The sequence below is a fragment of the Xenorhabdus aichiensis genome (genome assembly GCF_028598775.1).
Lineage (GTDB): Bacteria > Pseudomonadota > Gammaproteobacteria > Enterobacterales > Enterobacteriaceae > Xenorhabdus > Xenorhabdus bovienii.
On sequence record NZ_JAQRFO010000023.1, the window covers coordinates 22,803 to 47,101 of the forward strand.

Here is a 24,299-nt window from a genome sequence, read left to right on the forward strand (position 1 = left end):
TAATATAATCCATCGCCATAGTGTGTTTGAACCTACAGAGATTGTTATGTCCAATGTTTTTGCTAACCCTGACAAAACGCTTGATACGCAGGGGTTACGCTGTCCTGAGCCCGTGATGATGGTACGTAAGATCGTTCGCCATATGGATGCTGGCCAGACGTTATTGATCATTGCTGATGATCCGGCGACGACCCGAGATATTCCGGGTTTTTGCCGTTTTATGGAGCACGCCTTGATTGCACAGGAGACAGGGCAAACTCCTTATCGATATTTGATCAAAAAAAGCGAAAATGTAGCTTAAGTGACTGGCAGAAAAAATGGGCTGTGCTAGGCTTCTAATATGGCACTTGGATAGCATCAATCACCTCACTGGGTGCCATATTTCCTTTTTCCTTAATAGCAATCTTGAGTCACTGTAATCTTGAAAAGGTGCATTTTTGCACCTTTTCAATTTATCTTGTTTATCTCTTGATTAAGAGGTCTGGGTCCTTAATCAATCCGCGGATTAATCAATCATCGTTTCTGCGACTTAACCCGCAGCAGCCGGATGGCGTTCGCTGTAACCAGCGCCGTGGCGCCTGAATCAGCCAGCACGGCCATCCACAGCCCCGTGATGCCTAATAGACTGGTAATAAGGAATATCGCCTTCAAGCCTAACGCAATGGTGATATTCTGGCGGATGTTATAGTGCGTTGTACGGGACAGGGTGATCATTTCAGGCAAACCTGTCAGCCGATTGTGTGTTAAGGCGGCGTCTGCTGTTTCCAGCGCAACATCAGTACCACTCCCCATAGCGACGCCGATACTGGCCGCTTTCATGGCAGGGGCATCGTTGATGCCATCACCGACCATCATGGTATGGTGTTTTTCATTTAGCTCAGTGACGGCTTTTACCTTATCTTCCGGCAACAGACCCGCGCGATAATCGATCCCCAATTGATCTGCAATAGCGGCCGCAGCACGAGGGTTATCGCCAGTCAGCATCACGGCATTGACGCCTTGTTTTTTCAGGGCGCGGATCGCGTCTATGGCATCCTGACGCAAGGTGTCCTGCATGGCAATCAAACCCACAAATTGCTCACCCTGTACCACGGCAACCGCCGTTTTACCGCTGCTTTCCAGCTCCGTGACCCTTTGTTTCCATGCGGTGGATAACGTATTTTCTGGCAGCCGCCCCGGAGCCGCGACCAGAATCTTCTGCCCCGACAATAGCCCTTCAACCCCGATCCCAGCCAACGCTTTACGGTGTTCAGCTTCGACAACCGTCACGCCTTTATTTTCTGCCGCGTTGAGGATAGCTTTTGCCAATGGGTGGTGTGAGCCGCTTTCGACCGCCCCTGCCAGCGCCAGCAGTGTTTCTACGCTGATGTTTTCCACGGGTTCGATTTCCGTGACCCGGGGTTTTCCTTCGGTCAGTGTACCGGTTTTATCCAACGCAATGGTGGTGACTGAACCGAGCTGTTCCAATGCCGCTCCGCCTTTGATTAAGGCACCACGACGGGTCGCTGCCGCCAGTGCAGAAGTGATCGCGGCGGGCGTTGAGATAACCAGCGCACAGGGGCAGCCGATTAATAGCAAAGTCAGTCCACGATAGAGCCAAGTTTCCCAAGGCTCGGCAAGGACGAGGGGAGGGATTACCACGACCAGTACAGAGAACAAGATAATCAGCGGTGTATAAATACGGCTGAATCGATCGATGAAGCGCTCAATGGGAGCACGGCGCTCTTCCGCTTCTTCTATCAGTTGAAGAATGCGGTCGATGGCATTGTGTCCCGGTTCAGAGATCACTCTCATTTGCACTGCGCTATCGACAGAGAGGCAACCCGCAGCAACTTTTTCTCCCTGCTGGCGTTCAACTGGAATAGATTCACCCGTCAGAGCACTTTCATCAAAACTGGCGAACGGACTGAGTAGCTCGGCATCGGTAGGTAAACGGGCACCCGGCGCAATCTCAATAATATCCCCCGGACGCAGGTCAGCCGCCGGAACGGTTTTCTTTTCTCCTCCTGTCACCAGTAGCGCCTGTTCAGGAACCAGAGCCATCAAGGCGCTGACACCACGGCGGGCCCGCCCTGCGGCATAAGATTCCAGTACTTCTCCCAATTTGAACAGCAGAATAACCATTGCCGCCTCTGCGGTAGCATCAATGAATAGAGCACCGATAGCGGCGACACTCATCAGAGTTTCAATAGCAAAGGGAGTCCCTGAACGGATCAGTTTGATGGCTTTGGTAGCGACCGGATATAACCCTATCAACGTGGTAATAATGAAAGCAATCTGTCCAGCGGGTGGATTTGTTTTTGCAATGCCCCAACTGATGACCATTAATGCTATAAGAATGAGAATTGGGGAAAAGGTTTTCCAGTGATTTGCCGCTGGAGGTAATTTAGTCGTCGAATCCGTTTGCTTGATTTCAAAACCCGCCTGCTTTACCGCTTGTTCGACGGCTGCGCGAATATCAGAATCAGCATCGACCACCAGTTTTTCCGTCGTAAACAGCACCTTGACCTGTTTAGCTTCAGGCAATTTTTTAACCGCATTTTCGATTTTGCCTGCACAGCTTGGGCAATCCATGCCGTGGATGATCCAGTTAAAACGTTGGTTGGCGGTTAATTCAAGGGGGGTTGTATCCCGTATGGTATGGGCATGGTCGTGTGAGCAGTGCCCTTGATCATGTTGATGGGAGTCGTGTGAATCTTTATCTTCTTTGCCATGAGAGCCGTGGGAATGCTCGTGGTTTTTATCTTGATGCTCTTTATTTTTGTAAGACAAAGAGCCGTGCTGTAATTGCTTATGTTTTTTAAATATGGAGAACATAGGCGGCCTCTCAATAGAGTTAATCCAAATGGGTTACAGTTAACTCTACACTCTGGAGTAAACTCCAGAGTCAAATTCAAAACAATGAATTTTTTTGATGATTTGTGCTCTTTGAAATGAGATGAAAACATTTATCCCCTCTTCTCTTGTTATTTGATTAGATAACCAGTGAGTGAATAATCAAAATAAATGATACCGACAGAATACCGTCGGCATCACTGACACCAAATAGAAAGGGAATGGGACGTTATTTCTTATCTTGACGCTGTTTTTTCTGCCAAGCCAATAACTCAAACACACCAAAGAAGAAGATTTTGGTCTGAAGAAAAACAGAAAACTTTTGATCTTTGGGCTGGGAGTTTTTTAATAGCAAAAGTTGAAAGGCATGCATTATCACTGTGAAAACCATGGCGATATCCATGAAATATCTTAATGGCTTAGGAAAGGGCTGGATCAAATTGAAAATCATAATTCCCCAAACGAGAACCATGATAACTTTTCCTAATTGAATAAACATCATTAACTCCAAAATCGTATTTAAGCAGGTCTGTTGCCAGACTACTGGCGGCGGATATACAGTCGGTAAGCAACTTGCCCGGCAATTTTTTCCCGATGTAACTGCCAGTTTGCGGGAGCTTCTGTTGCAGCAGATTCTGATTCCGCTTCAACATAAATCCAACTCTCTTCAGCCAGCCAACCGTTGGCTTCCAGTAAGTTGATTGTCTCAGCAAGCATCCCCTTGCGAAATGGGGGATCGAGGAAAACCACATCAAAAGGTGTGCCTGTCTGGTTGAGATATTGCAGGGCGTTTCCCTGTACCACATTAGCATTTTCGGCCTTAAGTAAGGCTAAATTGGCTGACAATTGTTTTGCTACATTACGATCATATTCAAGCAAGGTCGCGTGACTTGCATTGCGCGATAAGGCTTCAAACCCAAGAGCTCCGCTGCCGGAGAAGCAATCCAGGCAGCGAGCTTCCTGAATGATGGGCATCAGCCAGTTAAAGAGTGTCTCACGGACACGATCAGTCGTCGGACGTAGCCCCTCACTATCAGGAACGGGTAATTTTCTCCCGCGCCATTTTCCGCCAATAATGCGGATTTGTCCCAAAGACGCGCTCTGTGATTTTTTAGTCATAATTTTACATAGTTTAAGCATTTGTCATCCGATGCTATTTGCATAATAGACGACGGATACAAAAAATGAGAATGAAGAAATACATTGATTAATTTACCACGAAATCCACACATAGATATGTGTTGTGATGTGATGAAAATGTTAGACTGGATTTTATCACCGTTAGAACCTATCGCAGCAGGCGTAGTGGTTGAAAAACAAAGCGTCTGCGGGGATAGGTTTTTAGCTTATCCCAATAAGAATTAATTGCACCCGCAAACGGGTAAAGAAAATAGCTTAATGGGATAGGCTGTTAAACGCCATAATTAACCGCGAGGAGTGTAGTGCCCAATGGCAGAAGAGAAAAAAAGAGGTTTCTTCTCTTGGTTTGGACGTGGTCGTCAGGAAAAGAAACAGCAAGAAGAACGACTTGAACAAGAAAAATCAACGGCGGAAGAAGCCGAGCAGCAGCGTTTAGCCGAAGAAGCCGCCCATCGCGCAGCGGAAGAAGCCGAGCAGCAGCGTTTAGCCGAAGAAGCCGTCCGTCGCGCAGCGGAAGAAGCAGAACAGCAGCGTTTGGCCGAAGAAGCCGCCCGTCGCGCAGCGGAAGAAGCAGAACAGCAACGTTTAGCCGAAGAAACCGTCCGTCGCGCAGCGGAAGAAGCAGAACAGCAGCGTTTGGCCGAAGAAGTCGCCCGTCGCGCAGCGGAAGAAACCGAGCAGCAGCGTTTAGCCGAAGAAGCCGCCCGTCGCGCAACGGAAGAAGCCGAGCAGCAACGTTTAGCCGAAGAAGCCGCCCGTCGCGCAGCGGAAGAAGCAGAACAGCAACGTTTAGCCGAAGAAGCCATCCGTCACGCAGCGGAAGAAGTCGAGCAGCAGCGTTTAGCCGAAGAAGCCGCCCGTCGTGCCGCGGAAGAAGCCGAGCAGCAACGTTTGGCCGAAGAAACCGTCCGTCGTGCTGCGGAAGAAGCCGAACAGCAGCGTCTGGCAGAAGAACCATCCGCATTACCCAAAGAACAGGAGCGCCCGGGTAAAGAAGGCTTTTTTGCGCGCTTGAAACGTAGTTTGGTGAAAACCCGCCAGAATCTGGGTTCCGGATTTTTAGGGTTATTCCGCGGCAAGAAAATTGATGATGATCTGTTTGAAGAATTGGAAGAGCAGTTACTGGTTGCGGATGTTGGTGTCGAAACTACCCGTAAGATCATTAACAATTTAACCGCTCATGCCAGCCGCAAAGAATTAAAAGATGCGGAAGCGTTATACACGAAACTGAAAGAAGAAATGTCAGATATTCTGACAAAAGTTGATAAGCCACTGGATATAGAAGGTAAATCGCCTTATGTCATCCTGATGGTGGGTGTGAATGGCGTTGGTAAGACGACAACCATCGGTAAACTGGCGCGTCAGTACCAGTCTCAGGGCAAATCCGTCATGTTAGCGGCGGGGGATACCTTCCGTGCGGCAGCGGTGGAACAATTGCAGGTCTGGGGAGAGCGCAACAAAATCCCAGTAATTGCACAGCATACCGGCGCAGATCCGGCCTCAGTCATTTTTGATGCGATCCAATCTGCCAAGGCGAAAGGCGTTGATATTCTGATCGCTGATACCGCAGGGCGCTTGCAGAATAAATCCCATCTGATGGAAGAACTGAAAAAAATTGTCCGGGTGATGAGAAAGCTGGACGAAGAGACTCCGCATGAAATTATGCTGATTCTGGATGCCTGCACAGGCCAAAATGCGGTCAGTCAGGCTAAACTCTTTCATGAAGCGGTTGGATTGACCGGGATCTCACTGACCAAACTGGATGGTACTGCCAAAGGAGGGGTTATCTTCGCCATTGCCGACCAATTTGATATCCCTATTCGTTACATCGGTGTTGGGGAAGGCATTGAAGATCTCCGTCCATTTAAGGCTGACGATTTTATAGAGGCTCTTTTTGCCCGAGAGGATTAACTATCAATGATTCGCTTTGAACAGGTCAGTAAAGCCTATCTGGGAGGGCGGCAAGCGCTGCAAGGGGTGGATTTTCATCTGCTTCCAGGGGAAATGGCATTCTTAACCGGTCATTCAGGAGCGGGTAAAAGTACGCTTTTGAAACTTATCTGCGGTATAGAACGCCCAAGTGCAGGCCATATTTGGTTTGGGGGGCATGACATCAGCCGATTGAAATCCCGTGAAACCCCTTTTCTGCGTCGTCAGATCGGCATGATTTTTCAGGATCATCATCTCCTGCTGGATCGCACGGTTTACGAGAACGTCGCTATGCCGCTGATCATCTCAGGGGCAAGCGCCGAGGATATTCGCCGACGGGTATCTGCGGCGTTGGATAAGGTAGGCTTGCTGGACAAAGCGAAAAACTTTCCCATTCAGCTTTCTGGGGGTGAGCAGCAGCGTGTTGGTATTGCCCGCGCTGTTGTAAACAAACCTACCGTTCTGCTGGCGGATGAACCCACGGGAAATCTGGATGGGGAACTGTCTGAGGGGATCATGCGCCTGTTTGAAGAGTTTAACCGCGTTGGTGTGACGGTTCTGATGGCGACGCATGACATTGCTCTCATTGAACGAAGAAATTACCGTATCCTGACGTTGAATCAGGGGCGTATGCAAGGAGGACATCATGGTTAAAAATGTCCGTCATTCAGCGAAAAAAACAACACCGCCTAAACCCAAGTCCAAATCATTGAAAGGGGGCTGGCGCGTACAGCAGCGTTACGCGTGGAAAAGCACCTTGTCAGATATGCTGCGCCAGCCGCTGGCGACGTTGCTGACTATCATGGTGATCGCCATCTCATTGACCTTGCCGAGCGTGTTTTACATCGTCTGGAAAAATGTCAATCAAGCGGTGGAACAGTGGTATCCCGTTCCGCAACTTACGGTCTATCTGGATAAATCCTTGAACGACGGCGGCGCCAAACAGGTGATTGAGCAGTTGAAAGTCATGGATGGTGTGAAATCGGTGAATTACCTGTCCCGTGAAGAAGCCGAGAATGAATTTCGTGCATGGTCTGGTTTTGCTGGTGCTTTAAATCTATTGGAAGAAAACCCGCTACCAGCGGTTGCGATTATTTCTCCTCAAATGGATTTTCAAGATTCGACGATATTAACAACATTACGTGATCGGGTTTCCCAGATCAAAGGTATCGAAGAAGTCAGAATGGATGAGAGCTGGTTTACCCGTCTCACTGCCTTAGCAAATCTTATTGGCCAGATTGCTGCCGTAATAGGCATTTTGATGGTGGTTGCGCTGCTGTTGGTCATTGGTAACAGCGTTCGTCTCAGTATCTTTAGTCGTCGCGAAACTATCAATGTCATGAAACTGATTGGCGCAACAGATGGCTTTATTCTGCGTCCATTCCTCAATGGCGGCGTATTGCTGGGGGGATTGGGCGCGATTTTTTCTCTGATCCTTTCATCGTTACTGGTTTGGAAACTCTCCAATGTCGTTACGGACGTTGCAGGTGTCTTTGGCACTACTTTTAAATTGTACGGTTTGGGATGGGATGAATCCCTGTTGCTGGTACTGATTTCGGGCATGATAGGCTGGCTTGCGGCATGGCTTGCGACTATTCAGCATTTACGCCGTTTCAGGCCGGAATGAGTCCGTTTGTTGGTTTTCAGGTGAACTTTTGGGCTGCATTACGGTCGAAGAAATTGCGGTCGAAAACACAGTTAGCAATTTGTATCCATATTCATACCATTTAGATGATTTGAATATGATCTCTATGATGGTAAAATAGACATATCTTTGGCTTGAATAAACCTTATCGGTTAGCTCAGGCAAAATTTACAAGGCCATCAATTTGGATCTGATTTGAGAGAATTTGAATGACAAAAGAAATGCAAACTTTGGCATTAGTTCCACAAGGTAGTTTGGAAGGGTACGTCCGTGCCTCCAATGCTTATCCTATGCTCTCCGCAGAGGAAGAGAAGGAACTGGCAGAAAGGCTGCATTACCAGGGAGATCTGGATGCAGCGAAAAAGCTGATTCTGTCTCACTTGCGCTTCGTTGTTCATGTCGCTCGCAGTTATTCTGGCTATGGTCTGCCACAGGCGGATTTAATTCAGGAAGGCAACATTGGCCTGATGAAAGCAGTTCGCCGATTTAATCCAGAAGTAGGCGTTCGTCTAGTTTCTTTTGCTGTTCACTGGATCAAGGCAGAAATCCATGAATATGTACTGCGTAATTGGCGCATTGTGAAAGTCGCAACGACAAAAGCCCAGCGTAAACTGTTCTTTAATTTGCGCAAGGCTAAACAACGTCTGGGGTGGTTCAATCAGGACGAAGTTGATTTGGTTGCCAAAGAATTAGGGGTGACCAGCAAAGACGTCCGTGAGATGGAATCCCGCATGTCGGCACAGGATATGGCGTTTGATATGTCTGATGATGACAGTCATGACAGCCAGCCAGTGGCTCCGGTGCTTTATTTGCAGGACAAGGCTTCTGACTTTGCCGATGGCATTGAAGAAGACAATTGGGAAAACCACGCGGCGGATAAACTTTCTCTGGCGATGGAAGGGCTGGATGAGCGTAGTCAGGACATTATCCGCGCCCGTTGGCTGGATGATGACAACAAATCCACCTTGCAGGAACTGGCGGATAAGTATGGTGTATCAGCCGAGCGTGTCCGACAGTTAGAAAAGAACGCGATGAAGAAATTGCGACTGGCAATTGAAGCGTAAACTCATCACTGACGGATTAAAAAGCGATAATTAAATTATCGCTTTTTTTGTGCCTGCTGCCCGACGAAACGCTGGCTAGAAGCACCAGAGCATAGAGGACATTGTTATGAAAATCGTGATTGCTCCTGATTCATTTAAGGAAAGCCTGAGTGCCTTGCAAGTCGCGGAGGCGATAGAGCAGGGATTTCGGGAAATCTTTCCGCAGGCAACTTATATCAAGTTGCCAATGGCAGATGGCGGCGAAGGTACAGTGGAATCTCTGGTGGCCGCAACGGGCGGGCAGAGAATTTCATGTTCAGTAACCGATCCCTTAGGGCAGCCGGTTGATGCTTTCTTTGGTTTGCTGGGCGATGGGAAAACTGCCGTCATTGAAATGGCCGCCGCTTCTGGCTTACATCTCGTGCCGACGGAACAGCGCAACCCTTTGATAACGACGAGTTACGGTACTGGAGAACTCATTCTGGCTGCGCTGGAACACGGTGTGCAGAAGTTGATTTTGGGTATTGGCGGTAGCGCTACCAACGACGGCGGTGCAGGAATGATGCAGGCACTGGGTGCGAAACTTTGGGATGGGGACAACCGCATCCTGCCATTGGGTGGTGCGGCACTCACCCGATTGGAAAGCATCGATCTTTCCTCTCTTGATCCACGTCTTAATCAGCTTGAAATCACTGTAGCCTGTGACGTGAATAACCCATTATGTGGCGAATGGGGGGCATCCGCGATATTTGGCCCACAAAAAGGGGCGACACCGGAAATGGTCAAAGCGTTGGATTCGGCATTGCATCATTATGGGATGAAAATTGAATCACTGACGGGCAAAAAAGTGATTGATGTCGCGGGAGCAGGCGCTGCGGGAGGTATGGGCGCTTCCCTGTTAGGTTGTTTGGATGCCAACTTGCAGTCGGGTATTGAGATTGTCATTAATACCCTGAAACTGGAAGAAGCCATTCAGGGTGCGGATTTGGTGATTACGGGTGAAGGTCGTATGGATAGCCAGACCATACAGGGCAAAACGCCGATTGGCGTTGCCCGTGTCGCCAAAAAGTTTGGTATTCCCACCATCGCTTTGGTTGGGGGAATGAGCCGTGATTATCATGTCGTGCATCAGCACGGGTTGGATGCAGTGTTTTCCATTGTACCGGGTGTTTGCCCCCTTTCCGATGCCCTTGCCAATGGTGCTGATAACTTACGGGTAACGGCGCGTAACGTAGCCTCGGTTTGGCGTATGGCTTATTCGCAATAATAGTCATTCTTTTGTGCATCATAGCGGAAACCGCAGGCATCCATAAAACCCCGCAACGCTGGAGCGTGGATATCAGGAAAATGATTCAGGCTCCATTCCCAACGGTTGATCTCCGGGAACGCGGCCTTGACCTGCTCCAGCAGATAAGCCCCCACGCCGCGCCGACGGGTCACTTCCCGTACACAAAAATCTTCCAGTATCCCTGTTGATGGATTGAGTGTCACTTTAACCGCGGCAAGTAGACGGCCATTAAACTGTGCTACAAACAGTTTTTGATCACCTGCTAACAGCGCTTCCCACTCCTGCGTATCTTGTTCCGGCCAAATTTTTTTCAAATCAATCTTATCCTGTGGGGATAAAATCCTTATTGGTTTAATTGTTAATTTCATAGAGTTGTTCCACGATGATGAAGCAATCAGTCAATTAATAGCACATTGCACCATGCTGTGAGCAAACAAAAATCGCTCCTAATTTCAACTTATTGAATAAATTAATAATCATGTCAGGAGATTTAACATGGCGTAGAGTAGATGGTATCTTTATAGTAGTTTTTAAGTCATACGAGATAAACTCCATAACATTAAGGGGTCAGAATGAAGCTTACTGAGATAAGCCTCAAAGGCTTTAAATCCATTGATAATGTGAAAGGGCAAACCATAGTATTTGGCAATATTACGTTGCTGCTCGGTGCCAATGGCTCAGGTAAAAGCAACTTAATATCTTTCTTTCGTATGCTGGTATCCATGACATCGGGAGCTTTGCAGAAATATATTGGGCGGCAGGGGGTCAGCCAACTCTTGCATTATGGCTCAAAAGTCACTGAGTCAATGAACTTCAGTATTCGATTAGAAGATGAAGCTGCATGGGATACCTATGAGGCCACGTTGTCTTATGCTCTTTCAGATCGGCTTTTTTTTAGCGATGAGTGTGTAACGTCTCAAAAACAGAATAATGCAACACAGTCGAAATATGTTTTACCAAGAGATGGAAGTGAATCAGGGTTACACAGTGACAAACATACGACAAGCAAAAAAATAACTGCCTTCCTTGCCGGAATAAAAACATTTCAATTTCACGATACATCCGATACATCACGCATCAAAGACCGAGCTTATGTTGATGATGCGAGCTATTTGAGAAGCGATGCTGGAAATCTTGCCGCTTTCCTTAAGATGATGAAGGATAGTGCTCAGTATCGAACTTATTACGATCGTATAGTTAGGCATATACGTAAGGTAATGCCCCAATTTGAAGATTTTGTGTTGGATGTCTTGCCAGGGAATGAGTTATTTGTTCGTTTGAATTGGTCTGACAATTACCGCCCTGATCATTTATTTGGGCCGGAACAGATATCAGATGGCTCTCTTCGTTTTATGGCTCTTACGGTTTTATTGCTTCAGCCACCAGAATTATTGCCTAAAGTGATTGTACTTGATGAACCTGAATTGGGTTTGCACCCCGAAGCAATTACCGAGTTGGCAGGAATGATCAAACGTGCTTCAAAAAACACACAGATTGTTGTTGCAACCCAATCTACACGGTTAGTAGATGAGTTTGATGCCGAACAGCTGATAATTGTTGAGCGTGATAATCAGACTGGAGCAAGCACCTTTAAAAAGTTAAAACATGAAAGTTTGAGTGAATGGCTTCAGCGCTATAGTTTATCTGAACTATGGGAGAAGAACGTTCTTGGAGGGCAGCCGTGATTAGATTACACGTGACGGCTGAAGGTCAAACAGAGAAGGCTTTCGTTTCCCGCGTTTTGGCACCTCATTTAGCGGCCTTTGGCGTGTATGCTGATGCCCGCTGTGTCTTGACGGGTAGAGATAAGCGGGTATCAAAAGAATATCGTGGAGGATTACTTAGTTATCAAAAGGCAAAAGCGGATATTCAAACTTGGATGAAAGAAGATCGGGACAGTAACTGTCGATTTACAACAATGTTTGATTTATATGCATTGCCTGACGATTTTCCAAATTATCGACAAGCTAATCAGCAAGATGCCTATTCCAGAGTTCAAATGCTTGAGGATGCATTCTTGAACGATGTAAAGGATGAAAGATTCATTCCATATATACAGCTCCATGAGTTTGAAGCTTTAATTTTTTCTGACCCTGCGAAATTAGATTGGGAATACCTTGAGCATGATACTGCCATCGCTTCTTTGGTTAGTATGGCTGAAGATCAAAATCCAGAGCTTATTAATGATGGCAAAGAAACAGCCCCATCAAAGAGAATTTTTAACGCACTTTCTGATTACGATAAAGTTAGCGCAGGTGTTTCTGTTGTTGAACATATTGGATTGCAGAAATTGAGAGAAAAATGTAGGCATTTTAATGAGTGGGTTACCCAATTGGAAAACTTAAGTCGTTGAACAGTTTGCGGTCATCTGCTGTTAAGGTTGATGACCGCAGGCTAGTTAGAAACCATTATTTGTTTAATTGTTAACTTCATATATTCACCGACCTCAATGAAATAAATTCCAACGTTAATCGTAATTTATCTTACTTTTTCCAATATTTTTGGCAAAAAATTTTAACAGCATGAATTTTCCAAGTTAAAAATTGAGCCCATCGCATATCAGTAGCACATCACACCATTCTTTGAACAAAATCTGCTTTGGCACGGGCTCCTTCCGTGGGGAGCAGTACCGCTTTAAAGTTTTTAATGGCGAACGCATCAATTCATCAAATTGATTTATTAATTTTAAATAATAATATTGAGAGCCTCTAATATTTTTGCGATGAATAAAGGGGGAATAAAGGAACAATATGTGTGCTATTTTTGTTTTGACATACCCCCGACAACGTATATATTAAGCAGTTATTTTTAATTGATAAGAATTGATGAAGATTTTTCACTTACCTGAAATTAATAAACTCAACATATGCCCTATGTATTTCAGGACGCCAACAACGCTGCAACTTGAAGGACGGGTATAAAGGCAAAGTGGTCATTCTCACAACATGCCGCTTTAAGGAAAAGGAGTCAGTTGTGAAATCGTTTGAATATTATTATCAGCGGGAATTCGATTATTTAAGGCAACTTGCGAAAATTGTGAGTGAAGAAAACCCGCACCTCCGTGATGTACTGGGGGGCGGGGATCCTGATGTCGAAAGACTTTTTGAGGGCGCCTCTGTGTTAACGGCGCGCCTGGAGCAAAAAATCGAGGATGGCTTTCCTGAACTGACGCGGCCATTGTTGCAAAAATTGCGTGCCCAGCCGCTGAAAGGCCTTCCTGCAACCAGTATTATCCAGTTCGACAGTCATGGGCAGGGAGATTCCGATTTTTCCATCCCGGCAGGAACCGAGGTTTATACCGAGGCAGGTCAGCCATTTGTGATGTGTCGTCCGTGCCCGGTTGCCCCCCTGACATTGGTTTCCCGTGAAATCATACATCAGATACAGGCGACCAAAATCATCCTGAAATTTCGTTACACCGGTAAAGAAGCGGAGTGGCAGACCAGACCGATAAGCTTGTTCCTGAGCAGTGATGAGCCAGTCGCCGATATACTGATGCTGGGGCTTATGCAGTATTACACCGATGCCGAGCTGCACCACAACGGGCAGGTTTATAAAGCTCAGGGAGAGCGATTTGAAGCCCGTTTCGGTGCATCCCGTCTGGCACTGTCATCGGCCAAAGATGACAATTGGGCACCCCAGTTGCTCATAGAATCGCTCTATCTGCCACATATCAACCAATTTCTGGATTTACCCCTGCCAATAATGGCGAAACAACTCAAACTGGCGGAACATCGCGAATTCAGTGTGGAATTGACATTAAATACGCTACTGCCGTTATCTGCGGAACAAATCGAATCGGCATTTCAGCTACATTGTGTCCCTGTTGTCAACATGGAGCGCAACTGTCAGGTTACACTGCCTTTTGCCGCCGAAACCGCCCGTTATCCTCTGCCGCTGGCACCTAATCAGGGAATTTTGCATATCGTCGGCATTGAGTTGAAAAATGAGCCGGGCAGCGAAGAAGAGCACCGTGGGAATGAGTATCGGTTCTATCCGGCGAGCCTGTTGACCGGCATGGAGCGTTACCACCCTGAATATGACAACGCCGGGTTCTACGGACTTGAAACCCCCCATGATGAATGGAATAGAGTCCGTTACCAAGTGGTGTTCTATGACAGGGAAGGGAAATTAATGCATAAACCGCCGGAGTGCGAATTCATCTGCCATTTTTATGGCTTTGAACAGAACCTGCCCCCCCTGACATCCGGGGCGATTTATCTGGGCGGTGAAAATGTTCCCGAGATTTTGCAATTAAAAAACATCACGCCCACTTCACGCACCTATCCCCCCATTACCGACAGCCTCCGCTATTGGGATTTCCTGTCACACTATGCCATTGGCAGCTACGCCTTAGAGAGCGTGGAATCGGTCAGGCAACTGTTGCAGGATTTTGACCTGTACCCAGAGGGTGATCGCCCGGGCAGCCGCAGCATCCGGCGCATGATTGACGGGATCAGCAATATCACCGCGAAATGGGGCGACAGGCTTATCCGGGGCAGGCCTGTCCGCTGCCTGCTTATCACCCTGGAAATGGATGAATCAGCCTATACCAGTGCCGGTGAAATGTACCGATTCGCCAATTCATTATACCAATTCTTCCCGTTCTGCCTTGCCCAGGGGACATGGCTGCGAATGCGCGTGCTCAGCCAGCCTTCAAGGACGGAATGGTATCTGTCACCTTCAATGCTGGAAGGTTATCGCTCAATCATGTAAGGAATTTCTACAATGGATGGATTAGTTTTTACCTGCCGGATAGGCCGACTGCCGAAAACCACCTTTCAGGTCGTGGATTTCAGTTTACAGGAAGGGTTATCGCAACTTTTTCACCTGACCATGACCGTCGTCAGTTCACTGGATAACGTGGCGCTCAGCGAGCAGCTTGGCACCAGCGCTTCTCTGACCGTCATGCGCGATGGCGTCACTGAACGCACCGTCAACGGCATTGTAGCGGGGGCAGAGCAGGGCAATACTGACGGTCTGCGTACCTATTACACCTTTATTGTCCGTCCTGAAATGTGGTTGATGACGCTCAATCAGGACAGCCGGATTTTTCATTACCAATCCGTACCGGATATTCTCGCCCGGTTGCTGAAAGAGCATCGCATCAAGGCGGAGAGTAAATTCTATAAAGATCATCAGCAACATGCGATACGGGAATACACCACCCAAAAACGTGAATCTGCCTACGATTTCTGGTGCCGTCTGGCAGCGGAAGAGGGCATCATGTTCTGGTTTGAAGAGGACAAGCTGTTCTACAGCAACGCTCACCTTGGCATGTTGGCGGCACTGACCCTGACCTACAACGTTCAGGCCAATACCGACAACAGTGATTCAACCGCATGGCAGTGGAATTATGGCGAATACCTCTGCCCCGATGAAACCCTCCATAAAGACAACAACTTCCTGCGCCCCTCCTACCCATTGCAACATACCGCTGCACTGGAAAAAGGCATGGGGCATTCAGTTTTTGAAAGTTATGGCCGTTTTCAGAAGGATGCAGAAGGTCGTCCTTTCACCCAATTGCGGCTGGAGCAGTTGCAGAACCAGAGCAAAGTCGGTAAAGCGAGTACCAATTGTATCAAATTAAGACCGGGGCGGATTTTCGTTCTGCAATCCCACCCGATTGGTGCCATGAATGATCGCTGGCAGATAGTCACGGTTTCCCATCAGGGGCATCAGCCACAAGCCTCCGGTGAGGCCGGGGAGGGGACCACCCTGACCAACCAGATTTCCTTTATTCCGGGCAGGCAGGATTGGCGCCCGCCTTTCCGTTACAAGCCACTGGCGGATGGCGATGAAGTGGCCACCGTCGTGGGGCCGGAGGGGGAAGAGATCTACGTCGACAAACAGGGCGCTATCAAAGTGCATTTCCACTGGAACCGTTACGATGACGCGGACGACCGGGCATCCTGCTGGGTACGGGTGGCGCAGGGCTGGAATGGTGATGGCTATGGTTTTATGGCGATCCCGCGCATCGGTCAGGAGGTGATTGTTTCCTACCTGAACGGGGATATTGATCGTCCGATCGTCACCGGCTGTACCTACAACGGACGCAACCGCCCACCGCTGGATCTGCCGGCGGAAAAAACGCGCACCACCTTCAAGACCCGCACCCACAAAGGTGAGGGGTTTAACGAATTGCGCTTTGAAGATGCGAAAGGCCGTGAAGAGATCTATATCCACGCCCAAAAAGATCAGCTTATCGAGATAAACCACGATAAGACCCAGCGTGTGGGTCACGATGAAAGCCACCATGTTCTGAACAACCGCAAACATGAAATCGGTCACGATGAATTCATCCGGATCATGCATGAACAGCACATCCAGATTGACCTGAACCAGTTTGAAACCATCACCAAAGATCGCAAAACCCGCATCAACAACAACTGGCAGGAAAATATCTTTGCGGATCACCTGCAAGAAGTGGGCCGGGACAAAACCGCCAGAATCAACAACAACTACACCCTGAATGTGGTCAACAACATCCAGAGCCTGACGAAAGTCCATACGCTACAGGCCAGCGAATCCGTGCTGATCAAAGGCAAGGCAGGGTCGATTAAGCTGGATAGTTCAGGGGTGACGATCACCGGCAAAATCACCCTGCAAGGGGATGTGTCGGTAACGGGGGGCAGCCCGGGCACGGTGCCGTCACTCAGCGGCTCAGCTAATGAAGGGTTGGTCATGGCCGAGGATTGCCGGGAAAAAGCCCGTAAGCAGCAGGAGTCATCGGAATAATGTCCTGGATACCCGATTATGCCGAACATTGGGTGGTGGATTATGCCTATACCACGCCACAAGGCGAACATGACTCTGCCCGGGCGATTGTCCATGCAACGAGTAAGCAGCAGGCGCTGTCGGCACTGGCAGAATATGTCCTGCAGGCGGGAGATTCACCGGGGCAATACCAAGGTATTCAGCCGTTGCCTGAATACCTTGCCGCCAGCGCTGATGTCGAATTGCCGCTATTGCGGCAGTTCCGGCAGGGGGTGGAGCGGAATGCCCGGGTGATCCCGTTGGACGAATACAATAACAACCCCCTCCTACCGGCCGCGCGTGGCGTATTGCAGTTTGCCGTGACGGAAACCCTGCCCGCCAGAGCGAGCGGGCAATACCGCTATATGGTGATTGATGCCACGGTTTACCGCCGGGTCATGGGCAGTTTTATCGTGCCAGACCTGATGGTCTCCAACCTGCGATGGGAAAGCCTGTTTCAGGGAGAAACCCAAATCACGCTCGAAGACAGCGCCCCTTATCTGGTGGAGTTAACGGATGACCCAACGGTTCACTCGGTTTTTCAGCAGAAGATCACCCAGCCGATCACCCCGGAGCCGGGCATTTTTATCGACAGTGACCAGCCATTTCCTGTGATCCGTAATCACCTGCGTAAATTCACCTATCTGAGAAATGAACAACACCAATCCTGGGTGTTTTACCGCTTCTATGTGCCGCAAGGCTTGCTTCCGCTACTGAAAAGCCTGCCGGATGAACAACTGATGCACTTTATGCGCCCGATAATGCGGATCGGTTATTTCGACAGCCAGACGGGGCAGTACTACGCCCTTTCTGTGGCTGAAAACAGCCTGGATCAGGAAAAAACGGCTCCCGTGGCCATCAACCGTTCTCTGGTGGGCATATTGGCGGGGCAGACCCAAGCGCGGGCGGTGGCGCAGATAGTGAAATTTATTGCAGAGACCCAGCCTGAACTGTCGCCCGAACAGCAAGAACAGCTGCCCGCCTTTGTGGTGCAACAGGCCAATCTTGCCTGTCTGGCGGGTTTCGCCCATCAGCGTTCCATTCTGTATCTGGTGGCGGGCAGAAGTCTGGCGCGGGGTAACGAAGCACTCTGGCAGCGGGCATGGCAGCATGCCTGTGCCGAAGCACAGGCGCAAGAGGTACGGGCGCTGGCTTGTTATGAATATTGTTTTAAAAACCGGGCATTAAGTTAACACAAGGAGAGAAGAGAAATGGAAAAATCGATATTAACGAGCGCGGGTGACGCTCTTGAGACCGCCGCGAAAAAAGCGGCAAAAACGTTTGAAAAAATGGTCGATGAGGCGAAGGCACGCATACCTCATGAGCTGGACATGGATACCGTTGTCAGGCCCTGTGACGCCAATATCCGGCCAGTTTATCCTGTCAGATATGCCTATATGAATTTCTTTGGTGACACATGGATAGATGCTCAATTACCGCCGTCAATAAGTACGTTTATTGATCCTGATGATGATTCATTAAGTGCCAGCGTTCTGGGGGGCTATAGCATTCGCATGCCAAGACCGGGTTGGATCTATGTCAAAGAAGAAGGGCCGATTAAAACTAGGGGCTCCCAACAGGGTGGCAAATTACTGATTTTCAAATTCAGCCCTGAAATTGTCACCTTAGAGGGCAAAAGGGGGATGGTCACAAAATACACTAAATATGAGCAAAAAGCCGGAAGCTCATCGTGGGAAGAAATCCACCCTGCCAGCGGTACCGCGGGATTAGGCTATCCTTTTCTGGCGATAGATAAAGATGTGACCCAAATCAGTCTCGTTTACAGTGAAGTCGAGCTGGCTAAATCTGTCCTGAATAAGATGGATAACGATAAAAACTTCCGCAAGAGTGCGATGCAATTTGTGGATTTAGACAGTGAGGTATCAGATTATGCCATTGATGCCAGACAAGAACATTTCGACGGATTAGTGGAAGATTTCAAAGATCCTGAAAAACAATTTCAGGCATACAAAAATCAATTATCCGATCCGCTTTTACACGCTGCTGATTTGGGGGATATCACGACGGAAGGCAGTTTTTTCATGGATGCCGAGATGGAAATGCGTTATATCGACAGTCTTATCTGCCCTTATTACAAAGATAAAGCGAAGATTGTGGTCTTGCATGATCCGGTGGGATATCAGCGTGATATTTTAATGGCGTATGAGTTACTTTCGGCTTGGCAAATAAATTATGTAGCAACCTATATGCATCCTATCTCTATAGGGCAATTTGTTGAACAAATGGAGATGTCAAAGGATGAAAAAATTAAAAAATATCTTAAGGATTGTATTCATCAGGAGAACTGGAAAACTTGGTGGCCTAAATTAAATACTCCGATTTCTGAGACAACAGAAAAACTGAAAGAAACAGTCAGTCTATATAAATCTTTTTTTGAGAAAAATTCCATTTCAGATCAGAGAGGGGGATTGGCGCACTATTTTAAATATTTTTTCTCTGTAACTAAAAAAAAGGATGTTATTACCGAAAGAGATGCCGAAGAATTTAGAGTATTTTGTACTTTATTTGCTGAATTAATTGGTCCATTACTTAATTCTGAAATAGGGATACGAGAGGTAGAACAACTATTGGGTGGAGTACAAGCATCTGAATCAAGTAGTACATGGGATGTTGTCCGTAATGGTATTGTGAATACATTGGGTCATGCTGGTGCTGACAAAACACTGGTCGCTAAAAATCTTGCACAGGGAGTGGATACATTATTGGAGGCTATTGGTCCGATACTGGGGAAATTTTATGTATTTCTTGCAGAAAAAACACATAAAAAAGCACTGGACTTGCATATAAAAAGTATAGAAAAGATAACTCAGGTTCTGATACCTAAGTGTCTGGCCATTTGGGGGATACGTATAGAAAAAGGTCAATATGTAACACTGACAGAAAAAGATTTTTATAATTTTTTGAAACAGATAGAACCAAAAGAACAATCAGAATATTTGAAAAAAGCAGCAGATAAAATTAAATCTCATGTACAAAAAGCAGGAATAAAGAAAGTATTTGATTGGGCTAAATGTATTGATAATTATACTGGGCGCCAGAAAATAAAAATGTCTGCTATTCATTATGAGCAGCCTAAGTTCAATACGGGAATAAAATTCTTTCAACATAATAACAAATATATTAGTCATTTATTGGATAGTAGTTTAGTGGGGCTAGATTTGTTTATGAAGGCTTATACGCTAAATACGTTATTAGCTCAGTCGAGTTTTGATAATAATTCTCCTTTTGGTACAAACAGGCTTCCTATGTATTTTGCCGGGACATTCATGAATACCATATTAGGTGGGCTTATTGCTGTGAGGGGAACTTCTAACCTTATTGGTAGGGCAATGATTAGTGCCGGAGCATTAGTACCGAAATTGGGTAGTCCGGCCGCAAGGGCATTCGTGGGCAAAGCATCAAGTAAGATGCTACTTAATAGTGCAAATATGGTCACCTTTACACGGTTAGGTATCGGTACTTCTGGGGTAGCTAGTGCTATTCTGTCTTATACTGATGCGGTCAATGCTTTTGGATTAGGTAATCGGGGGGAAGGATATTCCCATATCTCGATTGGTTCGGGTACCTTGCTGATGACACTTGCATATGGGTATGCGGCGGTAACTACTGCATCTACTACGACAGGAGTTGTAGCAGGGGCAGCCACAATGGAAGCGGCTGCAGTTACATTGACTGGCGCCGCTTTAGCATTTTTTTGGGTGGGAGTATTTATTGTCATTCTGGGAATACTATACCTTCTTATATTTAGTAAGGATGAGTTTGAAAACTTATTGCAGAACTGTTTTTGGGGAAATGGGGAAAAGTATGCTTTTTGGAGTAGGGATGATCCACGCCCCGAAAAAATTGAGGTGCAGTTCGAGAGAATAATAGAAATGAGTAATGAAATTAGTAATGCTACTAAAGTTGAATATCAGGAATTTGCTAATCTTTTTATGGCGCCAACATTAAAAAGAGAGTTTAAAGATAAAAAAGCAATATATCGTTTCACATTACCCAGCTTTCAATGGGGAAAATCGGAGATTTTTTATCAGGTAATACCTTCTACTCTTTCTGCGCTAGCGGTTGGCTCACCATATGCACCTGCTGCACCAAATGTCGTTGCATCAAACATTAGTATACGGCAATCAGCTAAAAATAATTTTGAAGAATTGATGAAAGCGGGATATGAAAAATTAACTGATGAAGGTGGTTTAACAACGTTAACAGTAGAAATGGATTCACTTGAAGCCTCACACAGTAAAATATTTTGGTATTATATGCCTACTGAATCTGTTATTTCTCCTCTGCGTTATGTATGGAGCAAGGAACCAATACTAGAAAATGCTATTTATGGTTATGATGATGAAGTATTGCGTGGATAATTTTATCTGTAAAAAAGGATTGTCTTATGAGTAGAACATATTCTATTAAAAAAAATATTATTGAAACGAAAAATTTTTCAGAGTTATGCCCTGATGCTCTTAACGAAAAATTCAGAAAAATCAATAAAAAAGAGGCAAAAAAAATAGCATGCTTAGAGAGTATTAATGATACAGAATGCCGTTTTACAAATAGCTTAAATTTAATGAGGCGGTTCTTTATGTATTTGTACTTTATTGGTTCTTTGATTGGAATGGGGACATTTATTAACCATTATTTAAAAGTATGGAATGCGAGTGAGGAAGGTTATTTTAGAAGTGTAGCTTATGCAAAGAAACAATATGGTGAGTATTTTTATTTAAATCCTAAAGTGCTAGATTACCAAAAAATGTATGAGTATATTGCACACGATAAGAGTATTTCACTTTTAAAATATTGGCATATTCGTTACTCCAAAGATGGGTTTTATAGTGAAGAGCGGGCAAGATATTTTTTAATGACAGATGGTGGTTTTTTCTTACTTTATCTATTTTTTATTATTGTTTCTTTTTATTTTTTACTTAAAGTTCGTACTATCCCTCCTTTTATCATCGATAGAGAAAGGCAGATTTTTTATACTTGGGTGAAAGGGAAGGTATATGTAGCAAATTATGCTCAATTGGAAGTCTATAATTCCTCAGGTAATTTAGGATTCAAAGCCTGTGGATACGGTAAGAACAATAAGATTATTAACTATTTTTTTTCACCTAAATTTCCAAGCGTATTTAATACAAGGATAGATATAGAATATTTACTGACCTTTTTATCAAAATATTTTGTGCAAGGAAAAGATGCTGTTAGTTTGGTTGATTTTAAACGTAGAAAACCACTTTTTTGGTTACGTGAAGAGCCAAAACCGGCAGATTGGGAGTCACAGGTTGCAGCAATTTTGGCTGAAGTAGGTCAATCTGGTTCACCTCATGTTTCTGTGTCTGAAAGTCTTTATAAGGAAAGAGTTTAATGGAAAGTAGATAGAAAAATTTAGGATTTCTCAAATACATAACTTTCCAGCAGAGCGTTTATCAGCGCTCTGTAACTATTTTGGAAAGAGGCTTTTTCCAATTATGAAATAAATGAAGAAATTATTTATGAAATATATGGACTATAAAAAAACTAGTGATATCAAAGTTAACCTGCTTTCAACAGTGTGTGATCCTTTCTTGGATGAAGACATTGGCATACTGGATAAAGAGCAAATAAAAACAGAGGGTTTTATTGATTTAATTGATGATAAAAAATGTGAAATACGATATGGCAGGAGTAATTATCGTGAAAATGTTTTACTTGCTTCTTTAGCCGGTTTTTTATTAGGTTTTTGTTTTTTTATTGATGATTACATTACATCATGGAAAGCTAATGAAAAATCTCATTTAAGAATTGTTAGTATTATTAAAAATAAATATGGGGAAGATTTTTATCTAAATCCTAAATTGCCAGATTATTATAAAAGTTATGAGTATATTGCTGATGCAGAGAGCATCTCTTTTCCTCAATATTTTCATATTCGTTATACGGATAGTGGTTTCTACGGTAAATCGAGAGCTCGAAAAGGCTTGTTACTAGATGGTGGGTTTTTTCTATTTTCTATTACCATGATTTTAATTCATTTATGGGTATTATCTTTACTTCGTAAAATATCCCCTCTTGTTATTGATCTGGAAAGGCAACTGTTTTATACCTGGCGTAGGGGAAGAATGTATGTTGCGCGTTATTCTCAAGTCGATGTTGTTAATCTATATGATGTTCTGTATTTAAGAGTTTATGGATTTGATAAAAATAACAAACTGATGATTTATGCTTTTGAACCCCGTATCCCTAACCTAATAGACGACATAATAAGCAAAAAGTATTTATTGGCTTTTGTCGCAAAATATCTGATACAAGGAAAAGAATCCGTCAGTTCAGTGGATTTTAAACGCCAATCATCAATATTTCCTTTACATAAAAACTCAAAACCAGCAGATTGGGAAACTCAGATTACGGCAATCTTAGCTGAATTGGATAGGCTTGGACCACCGAAAGGGGCGACTGATCCTAAATAATCGTTGGAAAAAATATTAATACAGTGAGTTATATTTTTATTCCAGAAAAAATAGCACCGAAAAATATTATAATTATCTCGGTGCTAATTTTAAAGTTTAAAAAATTATATTGTAAATCGTTACTTTATTATCATTTATATTAATTTTTTATATGGAATTGTTTTGTATAGCCAAAGATAACGAAATTAAATTATCACGAATGTCAACTGTTTGCGATTCTCTTTTGAAGGAAGATATTGTAATATTAGATAAGGAGCAATTAGAAAATGAGGGAGTTGTTGAATTAATTAATGATAAAGGTTGTGTAATAATTAACGAGACTAACAATTATAGAAATAATATTATTATTCCTACTCTTATAGGATTTTTATTGGGATTCGGTTTTTTTATTAATGATTTTATTAAAGCATGGAAAGGTAATGAAAAAGGATATTTTAGAATGGTTGAGTATGCTAAGGATGTATATGGTGATGAATTTTATTTAAACTCTAAATTACCAGAGGATTTAAAACCATATAAATATATTGCTGATTCCAAAACTATATCGTTACCAGAATATTTTTATATTAGATATATGGATAATGGATTCTATAAAAAATCCACTGTACGAGGTTATTTATTATTGGATGGTGGTTTTTTTCTGCTTTTCCTTACTGCGAATTCTTTTCTTTCGTATTTTCTGTTTTTCTCTCATAAATTAGCTCCTTTTATCATTAATAGAGAAAAGAAAATTTTTTATACGTGGGAAAAAGAAAAAATGTATGTTGCACGCTATACACAATTAGAGGTTGTACATTCTCAAAATATTTTGCTTTTAAGAACTTATAGTTTTGATGAAAATAATAACTTGTTTATTCATACTTTCAGACCTCGTATTCCCAATATCTATAGTTCATGGTTAGGAAAATTCTATTTATTGACCTTTATGGCGAAATACTTAATTCAAGGGAAAGGGGCTGTCAGTTCAGTCGATTTTCAACGTCAAAGAACGTTATTTGCATCGCTATTTGTTTTGCGTCAAGAACCAAAACCAACTGATTGGAAATCTCAAGTCGAAGATATTTTGGTTAAGTTAGATAAAATTATGCCTCCAAATGTATCTCAGGCTGAGGAAACATCTGAGGACAATATTTAATGAAGAAAATCAAGTTTTACAATAATTAATAAATAGAATGCAGAGCGTTTATTAACGCTCTGTAAAA

Annotated in this window: 19 protein-coding genes; 15 read left to right on the top strand and 4 right to left on the bottom strand. The window is 44.7% G+C overall.

All coding sequences use genetic code 11. The features are described from left to right. Positions 1-46: 46 nt before the first annotated feature. Positions 47-301 (top strand): sulfurtransferase TusA, encoded by a 255-nt coding sequence (tusA, locus tag PSI22_RS11675; protein WP_038209016.1) that lies wholly within the window; start codon positions 47-49, stop codon positions 299-301. Between the two features lie 212 nt (positions 302-513). Here the strand turns inward: tusA and PSI22_RS11680 are convergent, their stop codons facing one another. The 3 genes from PSI22_RS11680 to rsmD all read right to left on the bottom strand — a co-directional run bounded on the left by PSI22_RS11680 (position 514) and on the right by rsmD (position 3,954). Beyond that, complete coding sequence (locus PSI22_RS11680) at positions 514-2,817, bottom strand: zinc/cadmium/mercury/lead-transporting ATPase (RefSeq protein ID WP_273579891.1); 2,304 nt, start codon at positions 2,815-2,817, stop codon at positions 514-516. A gap of 247 nt (positions 2,818-3,064) precedes the next feature. Continuing rightward, positions 3,065-3,334: a DUF1145 family protein gene (locus PSI22_RS11685; RefSeq protein ID WP_273579892.1), complete on the bottom strand. Its 270-nt coding sequence runs from the start codon at positions 3,332-3,334 to the stop codon at positions 3,065-3,067. 41 nt (positions 3,335-3,375) lie between these two features. Then, the gene (gene rsmD / locus PSI22_RS11690) at positions 3,376-3,954 is read right to left on the bottom strand and encodes a 16S rRNA (guanine(966)-N(2))-methyltransferase (RefSeq protein WP_273579893.1); all 579 of its coding nucleotides are present in this window, start codon (positions 3,952-3,954) and stop codon (positions 3,376-3,378) included. 330 nt (positions 3,955-4,284) lie between these two features. Between rsmD and ftsY the strand changes: the two genes are divergently transcribed. The 5 genes from ftsY (at position 4,285) to PSI22_RS11715 (ending at position 9,859) form a co-directional block, all read left to right on the top strand. Then, positions 4,285-5,886 (top strand): signal recognition particle-docking protein FtsY, encoded by a 1,602-nt coding sequence (gene ftsY / locus PSI22_RS11695; protein WP_273579894.1) that lies wholly within the window; start codon positions 4,285-4,287, stop codon positions 5,884-5,886. A gap of 6 nt (positions 5,887-5,892) precedes the next feature. Beyond that, entirely contained in the window at positions 5,893-6,558 is a 666-nt protein-coding gene (gene ftsE, locus PSI22_RS11700; RefSeq protein ID WP_273579895.1) for a cell division ATP-binding protein FtsE, read from the top strand. Beyond that, the gene (gene ftsX, locus PSI22_RS11705; RefSeq protein WP_273579896.1) at positions 6,551-7,531 is read left to right on the top strand and encodes a permease-like cell division protein FtsX; all 981 of its coding nucleotides are present in this window, start codon (positions 6,551-6,553) and stop codon (positions 7,529-7,531) included. Before ftsE ends, ftsX begins: the two co-directional genes overlap by 8 nt. A gap of 227 nt (positions 7,532-7,758) precedes the next feature. After that, complete coding sequence (rpoH, locus tag PSI22_RS11710; protein ID WP_038195889.1) at positions 7,759-8,613, top strand: RNA polymerase sigma factor RpoH; 855 nt, start codon at positions 7,759-7,761, stop codon at positions 8,611-8,613. A gap of 106 nt (positions 8,614-8,719) precedes the next feature. Beyond that, complete coding sequence (locus tag PSI22_RS11715; protein ID WP_273579897.1) at positions 8,720-9,859, top strand: glycerate kinase; 1,140 nt, start codon at positions 8,720-8,722, stop codon at positions 9,857-9,859. On the opposite strand, the gene panM is transcribed toward PSI22_RS11715, so the two are convergent. Beyond that, a complete protein-coding gene (gene panM / locus PSI22_RS11720; RefSeq protein ID WP_273579898.1) occupies positions 9,847-10,248 on the bottom strand; it encodes an aspartate 1-decarboxylase autocleavage activator PanM in 402 nt (133 codons plus the stop codon). The genes PSI22_RS11715 and panM overlap by 13 nt on opposite strands. 204 nt (positions 10,249-10,452) lie before the next feature. On the opposite strand from panM, the gene PSI22_RS11725 reads away from it, so the two are divergent. The 9 genes from PSI22_RS11725 to PSI22_RS11765 all read left to right on the top strand — a co-directional run bounded on the left by PSI22_RS11725 (position 10,453) and on the right by PSI22_RS11765 (position 24,232). Beyond that, positions 10,453-11,565, top strand: coding sequence for an AAA family ATPase (locus tag PSI22_RS11725; protein ID WP_273579899.1), 1,113 nt, complete (start codon positions 10,453-10,455; stop codon positions 11,563-11,565). Further along, entirely contained in the window at positions 11,562-12,233 is a 672-nt protein-coding gene (locus PSI22_RS11730; RefSeq protein ID WP_273579900.1) for a DUF4276 family protein, read from the top strand. Before PSI22_RS11725 ends, PSI22_RS11730 begins: the two co-directional genes overlap by 4 nt. A gap of 620 nt (positions 12,234-12,853) precedes the next feature. Further along, positions 12,854-14,596 (top strand): type VI secretion system baseplate subunit TssF, encoded by a 1,743-nt coding sequence (locus PSI22_RS11735; protein ID WP_273579901.1) that lies wholly within the window; start codon positions 12,854-12,856, stop codon positions 14,594-14,596. A 12-nt stretch (positions 14,597-14,608) separates the two neighbouring features. Beyond that, complete coding sequence (gene tssI / locus PSI22_RS11740) at positions 14,609-16,618, top strand: type VI secretion system tip protein TssI/VgrG (protein WP_273579902.1); 2,010 nt, start codon at positions 14,609-14,611, stop codon at positions 16,616-16,618. After that, positions 16,618-17,829 carry a DUF4123 domain-containing protein gene (locus PSI22_RS11745; protein WP_273579903.1) on the top strand — a complete coding sequence of 404 codons (1,212 nt, stop codon included), beginning with the start codon at positions 16,618-16,620 and terminating at the stop codon, positions 17,827-17,829. The genes tssI and PSI22_RS11745 overlap by 1 nt, the downstream gene beginning before the upstream one ends. Before the next feature lie 18 nt (positions 17,830-17,847). Further along, entirely contained in the window at positions 17,848-21,018 is a 3,171-nt protein-coding gene (locus PSI22_RS11750) for a toxin VasX (protein WP_273579904.1), read from the top strand. Positions 21,019-21,044: 26 nt separating this feature from the next. After that, a complete protein-coding gene (locus PSI22_RS11755; RefSeq protein ID WP_273579905.1) occupies positions 21,045-22,016 on the top strand; it encodes a hypothetical protein in 972 nt (323 codons plus the stop codon). A gap of 127 nt (positions 22,017-22,143) precedes the next feature. Then, a complete protein-coding gene (locus PSI22_RS11760; RefSeq protein WP_273579906.1) occupies positions 22,144-23,097 on the top strand; it encodes a hypothetical protein in 954 nt (317 codons plus the stop codon). A 223-nt stretch (positions 23,098-23,320) separates the two neighbouring features. Continuing rightward, on the top strand, positions 23,321-24,232 hold the full coding sequence (locus PSI22_RS11765; RefSeq protein ID WP_273579907.1) for a hypothetical protein: 912 nt from the start codon (positions 23,321-23,323) through the stop codon (positions 24,230-24,232). The last annotated feature ends 67 nt before the right edge of the window (positions 24,233-24,299 follow it).